Raw genomic sequence first — 9,479 nt, forward strand, 5'->3', positions numbered from 1 at the left:
AGAAAGTCTCAAGCACATATGGAGCTATCGTTCCCGAACCTGGGCACAAAAGTCACTGGACAACTGGTGTGCCCTGGCCAGAACTGTAAAAAACCCTTCGCTGACCAGCTTTGCGAAAATGCTGGAACGGTATCGCTATGGCATCTTGAACCACTGCGATTTCGACATCCATACCGGAAAACTCGAAGGGGTTAACAACAAGATCAAGGTCATCAAACGCAAGGCCTACGGCTTTCATGACCTCCGGTATTTCACATTGAAAATTTACCAGGCTTTCTCCAACTATTAATACGGCAAATAAATATACCAAATACTTCTCATTTATGATATAGCCTCGTGTATGGAAAAAACCGATACACGAAAGTTGAAACCAGAGGTCCAACAAGAGTTGCGCAACCAGGCCATCAGGCTTCGCCAATCAGGGATGACCTACAAGGAAATCGGGGCCATCGTCGGCGTTCATCCCACCAATGTGTGCAAGTGGTGGAAAGCCTATGAGCAGGGTGGCAAAAAGGCGGTTGCTCACAAAGTGCGCGGCCGCCGCCAAGGCGAATGCCGCACGTTGACCAAGGCTCAGGAACGTGAGCTTCGACACGCGATCAAGGATCGATGCCCGGATCAATTGAAACTGCCCTTTTCCCTGTGGACGCGCATTGCCGTCCAACAACTGGTTAAGCAACTGTATTCGATTCGCATGCCCATTCGAACGGTCGGGGAATACCTGAAACGCTGGGGCTTTACCCCCCAGAAGCCGCTTACCCGGGCATATGAAAAGAATCCGAAGGCGGTTCAGCAGTGGCTGGATGAATCGTATCCGGCCATTGCCGAGCGGGCTAAAACCGAAAACGCCGAGATCCACTGGGGCGATGAAACCGGGTTGCTCAACAGCGCCTATTACCTTCGCAGCTACGCGCCTGCCGGTAAGACACCCGTTGTAGGCATGCCGGCCAAGCGAGAGCGGGTGTCGATGATATCAACGGTGACCAACCAGGGCAAAGTTCGATTCATGCTGTATGAGCAAGCCATGAATGCCAAGACCCTCATCCGGTTCATGGGGCGACTGATCAAAGATACTGACCGGAAGGTGTTTCTGGTTCTGGACAATCTGCGATCCCATCACAGCAAACCGGTTCGTGAATGGCTTGAGGAACGCAAAGAACGGATTGAAGTGTTCTTTCTGCCCTCTTATTCGCCCGAACTAAATCCCGATGAATATCTAAACCGTGACCTGAAACTCAATGTTCATAAAGGCGCACCGGCCCGAACGAAAGCCCAACTGAAACGAAAAACCATTGGCCATTTGCGCAAGCTGCAAAAGCTTCCCAGTAGAATCGTCAAATACTTCAAAGATCCCAACATCGCCTATGCTGCTTAGTTGGTGTTTTTAATTGCCATAGTAATAAAAACAACCCATGCGGAAAAACCACCAGGCAAACGTAAGGAGGACGGTCATGACAACAAAATCCGAAGTTTATAAATGCAAAGTCTGTGGGGCCATCATCGCCGTGATCACCGGGGGCAAAAGGGAATTGGCTTGCTGTAGTCAAAAATAATATCAGCCATACGGTTATGGAAACGTAAAACCGGATCGACCCTCCAGCAAATCCACCCCTTTCCACCTTGTTAAAGAATCCGACAACGCTTCTCTTCCTTTCAGTTGTCGAAGATTCCCAATTTTCTTACTAACAAATTGTAATTATATATTTTTTTAATTTTATGCCAGACAGTTGGAACTGGCATATCCATTGCTCAATGAGTCTTAAAAGCAGGAAAGTCATAAGGCATTCCCAACAATTTCTGAAAGGAGTTACCCATGTCACCGACATTTAGAATAATGGCCGCAGTGGATCTATCCGACTATTCAGCTACGATTGTGCGCTACGGCGTATGGCTGTCCAAACAGCTGAATGCGGATCTGGTGCTGGTCAATGTGATCAATCAGCGCGATCTGGATATGGTTCAACGGGCAATGACCGGCTATGAGGCATTCTCTTTCCAAAACTATCTCAAGACCCAGATACAGGATCGCAAAACCAGCCTCAACGGATTAATTGAGGCGGCTTCCCCGGGCGCGGTTAAATGCCGCGGCCTGGTACTCAGCGGAGTTCCCTACCGGGAACTGCTCGCGGCTATCGACGTTGAAAAACCGAATCTGATGATTGTGGGTACCAAGGGACGCAGCAACTTGGCCGACGTGGTGGTCGGCTCAACGGCACGCAAAATGTACCGCCGCTCGCCAATCCCACTGCTGACAATACCGGCCGGTTTCAACGAACTGCCCTGAGGCAGGGACAGCCTAACAGGTTTTGACAATCCGCTGATCGTCATCACAGCGATAAAAGGAGAAAAACCATGTTGATCAGATACTGGATGAGCAAACCAGTGATTACCGTTGAGAAAAACGATTCGATGCAACAGGCTGCCACCTTGATGAAGGAGAACCATATCCGGTTGCTACCTGTGGTCGACAAAGGAAAGCTTTGCGGTATCCTCAGCGACCGCGACCTAAAACGGGCCTCAGCATCGGACGCCACCAGCCTGGATGTGCACGAACTGCTCTATCTCATTGCCAAAATCAAGGTGGGCGACATCATGACCCGCAACGTGGTCACGGTGCACCAGGATTGGACCGTCGAGGAAGCCGCGAACCTCATGCTGGAACACAAAATATCCGGCGCCCCCGTGGTGGACGACAATGGCCAGCTGTGCGGGGTCATCACCCAGACGGACCTGTTCAAGGCCACCTTGTACATCACCGGTTTAAAAAAACGCGGATTCCACCTGGCATTAGTCCTGGAAGACACCCCCGGTTGCATAATGGAGATAGTCAGTGTGATCAGAAAATTCGGCGGCCGCATGGCCAGCATCCTCTCCACCTACGAACGCGCACCGGCGGGGTTCCGCAATGTCTATCTGCGGTTCACGGACGTTTCCCGCGACAGGATCGACGACCTACTGGAGATTTTAAGGGGCAAGGCCAAACTGCGCTACATGGTGGATCACCGCGAGAACCGGCGAATCCTGTTCGACAACCACTGATTCAACCTTTTCATTGCACACAGGAGAAAAACGATGGCACCCAGACAAAAACGCCTGCTGCTGGCCGTGGACGGATCCGATCGCGCCTTGCAGACCGTGAGGTACGCCGGAGAAGAAGAGGCTTTCAGGGGCATGAAGATCGTCCTGTTCCATGTCTTCAACAACATTCCGGACGCCTACTACGACCTGGAAAAGGAACCGAAGAGCGTCAAGGTGGTCCGTCACGTGCGCAGCTGGGAAGCCGAGCAGAAAAAAAATATGCGCACGTACATGGAGCAGGCCCGGCAGATGCTGCTGGATGCCGGGCATGCCGCATCGGCGGTCGACATCAAGATCCAGAATCGTAAAAAAGGCGTGGCCCGGGACATCATCATCGAGGCCCACAACGGCTACGAAGCGGTCCTGACCCGCCGCCGGGGCTTCACCGATCTGAAAAACGTCACCGTGGGCAGCGTCACCAACAAGCTGCTGGAAAAGCTCTCCTTCACGCCGGTGCTCATCGCCGGACGCAAGCCGATCAATAAGAAGGTACTCGTGGCGGTGGATGGCTCTCCCGGCGCCACCAAAGCGGTTCAATTTGTGGCCGACATGTTGGGACCGCTGGGTAACTATCAGGTGAGACTGCTCCATGTGGTACGCGGCATCTCCAAATCGGACGTGGACGCGTTGGACGCAAACGCCATCGACCAAACCGAACCCATCTTCGAATCGGCTGTCGGCATCCTGAAAGCTGCCGGGTTTGATCCGGAAAACATCTCCACCAAAACCGTCACCGGTGTGATCAGCCGGGCGGGTGCCATCGTCAAAATGGCTGAAAAGGGTGGCTGGGGTACTATCGTGGTGGGCCGGCGGGGATTGTCCAACGTCAGCGATTTCTTCATGGGCCGGGTGAGCAACAAGGTGATTCATGTGGGCCGCAAGGAAACTGTGTGGGTGGTGACGTAATAACTGATAGCTGATGGCTGATGGCTGATGGCTGATGGCTGATGGCTGATGCAAAAAAATCGGGGAAATCCTGTCAAGCATGAACAGCGAGAATGACCATGGGCATTGAGCGTCTGGAAAATATCTTTCACCCGAAATCCATCGCCGTTGTCGGTGCTTCCGAACGGCCGGGCTCGGTCGGCCGGGCGGTGATGCACAATCTGGTGGAGGCGGGATTTGAAGGCCGCCTCCATCCGGTCAATCCGAAATTCCCGTCGATTATGGGGAAAACGGCTTACCCATCCTTGAACCACGTGGAAGGTCCGTTGGATCTGGTGGTGGTGGCGACCCCCATGGAAACCGTACCGGAGATCATCGCCGATTGCCGACGCATCAAAACCGCCGGTGCGGTGGTGATCTCTGCGGGCGGTAAAGAAACAGGCGAACGCGGCCGACAGCATGAGGCACGGATCCGTCAGGCGGCAGCGGGCAGCGAGGTCAGAATCATCGGCCCCAACTGTTTGGGTATCATGTGCACGGCCGCCCGACTCAATGCCACCTTTGCCGCCCGCATGCCCCTCGAGGGCAAGCTGGCATTCATCTCCCAGAGTGGCGCCATTTGTGTGGCCATTTTGGATTATTCGGTAAAAGAACATATCGGCTTCAGCCATTTCATCAGCCTGGGATCCATGCTGGATGTGGATTTTGGAGACATCATCAACTATTTAAGCGGCGATCCCAAGGTCAGCAGCATCATCATGTACGTCGAGAACCTGACCCACCACCGCAGCTTCATGAGCGCGGCCCGGGCGGTGAGCCGGGTCAAGCCCATCATCGCCTTAAAGGCCGGAAGGAGCCGGGCCGGCGCGATTGCCGCCACTTCGCACACCGGCGCCATGGCCGGTGAAGATGCGGTCTACGATGCAGCGTTCGAGCGGGCCGGCATCGTTCGGGTCAAAACCTTCGAAGAACTTTTCGACGCGGCGGAAATCCTCTCCCGCAAGGGCCGTTCCCGTGGGCCCGGACTGTCCATCCTCACCAATGCCGGCGGTCCCGGTGTCATGGCTGCCGATGCATTGGCCGACTACGGGGCAGAACCCGTGGCCTTGTCGGCGAATACCATAAACCAGTTAGACGCCCTCCTCCCCGAATACTGGAGCCGTGGAAACCCTGTCGATATCCTTGGCGATGCCACGGCGCAGCGTTATGCAGATGCAGCCCGGGTGCTGCTCAAGGCCCGCGAGGTCCAGGGCCTGCTGGTCATGCTGGCCCCGCAGGCCATGATCGATGCCACCGATGTGGCCCGGGTGCTTTCCGAACAGCTTCAAAACGCCACCATGCCAGTGCTTACCTCCTGGCTGGGTGGTGTTGATGTGGAAAAGGGACGGGAGCTTTTCAACCAGGCCGGTATCGCCACCTTCGACACCCCGGAACGGGCCGTGCGCGCATTCATGAACCTGCATCGCCATGCCCGCGGCATCGAAATGCTCCAACAAATTCCGCCGCGTCTGTCCACGCGGATCCGCGTAGACCGTGAGGCCGCCGGCCGCCTGGTTGAAAACGGCCTGGCATCCGCCAGCGGCCTGCTCACGGAAACGGAAGCCAAAGCCCTGATCGCCGCCTATGGCATCCCGGTGAATCCAACCACTGCAGCTGCTTCCGCCGATGAAGCCGGTTCCATGGCACAAGACTGTGGTTTTCCGGTGGTGATGAAAATACTTTCCCGGGACATTACTCACAAATCGGATACCGGCGGTGTCGCTTTGAATCTGAAGAACGCTGACGAGGTAAAACAAACCTTTACCCATATGGTCACCAACGCCCGCAGCGCCTTCCCCCAGGTTAAAATCGACGGTGTGACCATTCAGCCCATGATCGAAAAACCGGACTGTGAATTGATTCTGGGCGTCAAGAAGGATGCGGACTTTGGCCCGGTGATTCTGTTCGGCATGGGAGGCGTGCTGGCCGAACTGCTGGGCGACCGTGCCATCGCCCTGCCTCCCTTAAACCGCCTGCTGGCCGCCCGGCTCATGGAAGGCACCCGCATCGACCGGCTGCTCAAAGGCTATCGCAACCACCCACCGGCCGACCGGGAACGACTGGAAGAGGTGTTGATCCGCCTTGCCCAGTTGACCACCGATTTCCCGCAGATTACCGAACTGGACATCAACCCGATGGTCATCCAAAACGGCCAGCCGATCGCCGTCGATGCCCGCGTGGTTCTCAAGCCGGCGTCGGTCCAGGCCCCAATGCATCTGGCGGTAAGCCCCTATCCGGCCCAGTATGAATCCCGGGTGAACGTGGCGGACATCGGCGAACTGCTGATCCGCCCCATCCGCCCGGATGATGCCCAGTTGCTGGTGGATCTGTTCGACACCCTTTCTCACCAAAGCATCTACTACCGGTTTTTCTCTCCCATGAAACAGCTTTCCCCCACCATGCTGGCCCGTTTCACGCAGATCGACTACGATCGTGAGATTGCACTGGTTGCAGTTGCTGAATCGGATCCATCGGAAAAAATGCTGGGGGCCGCCCGCGTCATCCTGCAGCACAACCTCAAGGATGCGGAATTTGCCGTTCTGGTGGGAGACCCCTGGCAAGGCAAGGGCATCGGGGCACACCTATTGGCCACCTGCCTCAACATTGCCCGGGAGCGCCAGTTCAGAATCATCTGGGGGACCGTACTGGCCGAGAACAAAGGCATGCTGGCACTGGGCCGCAAGCTTGGTTTTGCCATCAAGCGAAGCAGCCAGCCAGGGGAGTTCGAACTGACCCTGGATATTTCTAAACTGCCGCCTGTATTGCCGGTTCCGGAATGAAAGAAAGACGATGAACCAGGTCAGTGAAATCCTCATCGCTGATAGAAATCCCCGTATCAGGAGTTTTCTTAGGCGTGAACTGGGATCCTGCGGCTACAACATACGGTTGGTCGAAAACGCAAATGAAATCCTCAAACTGATTGACAGCCACATCCGGATCGACCTGCTCATTTTAGATCCTGATTTCCCGGGTGTGGATGGGGTCGAAATGGTCCGAAACATTATAGATCGGATTCCCCAATTGCCGGTGGTGCTCTATTGCATTCGAGGAACCGACAACCTGACCGAGTCTATTGCTGGAAAGATCTATCACGTCGAGAAGAATGGCCAAAGCATCGACCTCCTCAAAGCGACCATCCAAAGGATTCTTCCCGATGATGCCATTTATGCAGGACAATCATCGATGAACGCTTCGACCGTGAGGCCGCCTATTCACCGGTAGTAATAGCTTATCGCTTCAACCAGGGTATTTCCGACGAAGAAACGGAGATGTGCGGCTGGGTGCTCTATACTGCGAACCCCATGAACATAAGGGACCAAAGGATAGTGATCAATGCCACCTGGATCCTGCCCAAGGCGGTGGTTGATGGTACCACGGCAACAGATTTGTTTCTGGTGGCCAAAATACTGCGACTGCTTCAGGAAAGGAGCGTCGAGCGACTGGGCGGCCGGGAAACGATATCGGTGGATGTGCGCATCATCGCTGCCACCAACCGGGAATTAGAACATCTGATGAGCAAAGGCCAGTTCCGCGAGGATCTTTACTACCGGCTCAAGGTGATCACCATCTGGCTGCCGCCACTACGCGAACGCACTGGCGACATTTCGCTGTTGGTCGACTATTATCTAACCCGCTTCGCGACGGACCTGGGTCTTGAAAACCCGGGGATCACCCGCGAAGCCCTGTCCGCGCTGGTCTCCAGCCCGTGGCCGGGAAACATCCGCGAGCTTGCCAACACCCTTCAGAAGGCCTTGATTTTCAACCGCGGCGCCCCGCTGAGCCTGGCGGACATCACCCAGGCCGCCGGCGTAAACGCAAAGCATCCCCATCTCAACGAAGCTGCCTGCGATGATAGCATCCGCGCCTGGATTCGCAACCTGCTGTCAAAAGGGAGGCAGGAAAACCTCTTCGAAAACTGCATTGACCATTTCGGTAGCCTGCTGGTGGGGGAAGCGCTGAAGCTGACCGGCGGCAACCGCTCCCAGGCCGCCAAGCTGCTGGGCATGTCCAGGCCGACCCTGCACACCAAAATCGATAAGTACAACCTCAAAATCGAAACCAGCGTCAGATAAACTCAATTCCTATGTGAGAATAATCGGATTCTCACACTCAACGTAGCCAGATAATATCACACGAACTGGAAAGCTTGATGTTACTGCTATTAAAACGTAACAAAATACCGACCGGATAAAAAGTCGGTGGATTGCAATATCTTGCTGATTTTTCTATTAAAAATAGAAAAGGAGGCAGGTATGCAACACCATCGATCCCATCAATCCAACCCCAATTATGATATCGGATGCCATCCGAGCGACCTTCGGGACCGTATCGACAGCGAGCCGTTCCTCAGCGGTCTAATCCAGCCCAGTTTTGCCCAATCGATTGAGACTGTCGTCGTCGCCCAGAACCGGTATGCGCGTCGAAAGGTGCTCGATCACCTCATAGTCAAAGCATCGGCAGCCGGAGAGTTGCCCGGATCAGAGCATTTGACGCAATATCTGTCCGAAAAATACCGGCGCAACTGCAGTCCTAGCACCCTGCGGCTGACGGCCGCCTCCCTGATTCTGTTTTTATCGTTTTGTCGACGATCGGGTAAGCATCAGATCGAACAGGTCGACCGGCAGGACCTGGAGGCCTTTGTTGAGCATGAGCAAGACCGGGGTTTGAAGCCCACTTCAGTTCGCACCCGTTTGTGTGCCGTTTATGCGTTCTTGCGGTTTTTAATCGAAAAGAAGATCGTGGGCTATGAGCTGTTGGAGCGAAAAATCCGGCTCAAGCTCCCCGATCGTTTACCGCGGGCCATGGAAGCCGAGCATGTCAAACGCCTGCTTTCGGTGATTGATCATATCCGGAACCGTGCTTTGATTATGCTTCTATTGCGAACGGGGATGCGCATCGGGGAGTTGTTGAATGCCACCGTTGAGGATGTCGATCTCAACGATCAGAAAATCGTGATCTGCAAGGCCGATAAAACCGGTGTGGGCCGTGTGGTCTATTTTAGCGACGACGCCCTCGAAGCGTTGATGGCTTGGCTGCGGGTCAGGAATCCGCACCAGTGGCGTCTTTTTTACGCGCAAGGCCGGTCGTCGCTGAGCTACGAGTGTTCCCGAATGATCTTTAAAAAGTACCTGCAAAAGGCAAGATTGCAATACCATGGTTACACCCTGCATTGCTTGCGGCATACCTTTGCCACCGAGTTACTCAATGCCAGGATGCCCCTGGAGTGCCTGCGGGTTCTGCTGGGCCACACCAACCTGGAGGTTACCCGTCGGTATGCACGGTTGACAGATAAAACGAGGGAAGAAGAATACTTTAACGCCATGAATAAGGTGGTCAACGATGAATTCGGTGAATATGACCAATGTGATGATTAATTTTCGTCGCCATTTGAAACGTCGCAATTACTCCCCTCACACGGTAAAATATTATCTGAGCGTCCTCAAACAGTACGTGGTGTGGCTGGCGCTGCCGTTGGA

10 protein-coding genes are annotated in these 9,479 nt (G+C 54.6%); all 10 read left to right on the top strand.

The features are described 5' to 3' along the window. A partial coding sequence (locus tag ACZCED_RS24020; RefSeq protein WP_464861979.1) for an ISL3 family transposase occupies positions 1-289 on the top strand: 289 nt, incomplete at its 5' end. Between the two features lie 51 nt (positions 290-340). Continuing rightward, on the top strand, positions 341-1,375 hold the full coding sequence (locus ACZCED_RS24025; protein ID WP_464861980.1) for an IS630 family transposase: 1,035 nt from the start codon (positions 341-343) through the stop codon (positions 1,373-1,375). A gap of 76 nt (positions 1,376-1,451) precedes the next feature. Continuing rightward, entirely contained in the window at positions 1,452-1,553 is a 102-nt protein-coding gene (locus ACZCED_RS24030; RefSeq protein ID WP_464861981.1) for a desulfoferrodoxin FeS4 iron-binding domain-containing protein, read from the top strand. A 260-nt stretch (positions 1,554-1,813) separates the two neighbouring features. Continuing rightward, a complete protein-coding gene (locus ACZCED_RS24035) occupies positions 1,814-2,284 on the top strand; it encodes a universal stress protein (RefSeq protein WP_464861982.1) in 471 nt (156 codons plus the stop codon). A gap of 68 nt (positions 2,285-2,352) precedes the next feature. Then, positions 2,353-3,039, top strand: a complete 687-nt coding sequence (locus ACZCED_RS24040) for a CBS and ACT domain-containing protein (protein ID WP_464861983.1) — start codon at positions 2,353-2,355, stop codon at positions 3,037-3,039. A 33-nt stretch (positions 3,040-3,072) separates the two neighbouring features. After that, positions 3,073-3,984, top strand: coding sequence for a universal stress protein (locus ACZCED_RS24045; protein ID WP_464861984.1), 912 nt, complete (start codon positions 3,073-3,075; stop codon positions 3,982-3,984). Positions 3,985-4,076: 92 nt separating this feature from the next. Continuing rightward, the gene (locus tag ACZCED_RS24050) at positions 4,077-6,782 is read left to right on the top strand and encodes a bifunctional acetate--CoA ligase family protein/GNAT family N-acetyltransferase (RefSeq protein WP_464861985.1); all 2,706 of its coding nucleotides are present in this window, start codon (positions 4,077-4,079) and stop codon (positions 6,780-6,782) included. Positions 6,783-6,792: 10 nt separating this feature from the next. Next, positions 6,793-7,224: a response regulator gene (locus tag ACZCED_RS24055; RefSeq protein WP_464861986.1), complete on the top strand. Its 432-nt coding sequence runs from the start codon at positions 6,793-6,795 to the stop codon at positions 7,222-7,224. Positions 7,225-7,304: 80 nt separating this feature from the next. Further along, positions 7,305-8,075: a sigma 54-interacting transcriptional regulator gene (locus ACZCED_RS24060; protein WP_464861987.1), complete on the top strand. Its 771-nt coding sequence runs from the start codon at positions 7,305-7,307 to the stop codon at positions 8,073-8,075. 180 nt (positions 8,076-8,255) lie between these two features. Next, entirely contained in the window at positions 8,256-9,377 is a 1,122-nt protein-coding gene (locus ACZCED_RS24065) for a tyrosine-type recombinase/integrase (RefSeq protein ID WP_464861988.1), read from the top strand. Positions 9,378-9,479 lie beyond the last annotated feature (102 nt).

Source organism: Desulfosarcina sp. (assembly GCF_055467485.1).

Bases quoted from the DNA above. Each gene is read 5' to 3' on its own strand.
- ACZCED_RS24040 (WP_464861983.1), top strand. From the start codon at position 2,353: ATGTTGATCAGATACTGGATGAGCAAACCAGTGATTACCGTTGAGAAA.
- ACZCED_RS24045 (WP_464861984.1), top strand. From the start codon at position 3,073: ATGGCACCCAGACAAAAACGCCTGCTGCTGGCCGTGGACGGATCCGAT.
- ACZCED_RS24050 (WP_464861985.1), top strand. From the start codon at position 4,077: ATGACCATGGGCATTGAGCGTCTGGAAAATATCTTTCACCCGAAATCC.
- ACZCED_RS24065 (WP_464861988.1), top strand. From the start codon at position 8,256: ATGCAACACCATCGATCCCATCAATCCAACCCCAATTATGATATCGGA.
- ACZCED_RS24055 (WP_464861986.1), top strand. From the start codon at position 6,793: ATGAACCAGGTCAGTGAAATCCTCATCGCTGATAGAAATCCCCGTATC.
- ACZCED_RS24035 (WP_464861982.1), top strand. From the start codon at position 1,814: ATGTCACCGACATTTAGAATAATGGCCGCAGTGGATCTATCCGACTAT.
- ACZCED_RS24025 (WP_464861980.1), top strand. From the start codon at position 341: ATGGAAAAAACCGATACACGAAAGTTGAAACCAGAGGTCCAACAAGAG.
- ACZCED_RS24060 (WP_464861987.1), top strand. From the start codon at position 7,305: ATGAACATAAGGGACCAAAGGATAGTGATCAATGCCACCTGGATCCTG.
- ACZCED_RS24030 (WP_464861981.1), top strand. From the start codon at position 1,452: ATGACAACAAAATCCGAAGTTTATAAATGCAAAGTCTGTGGGGCCATC.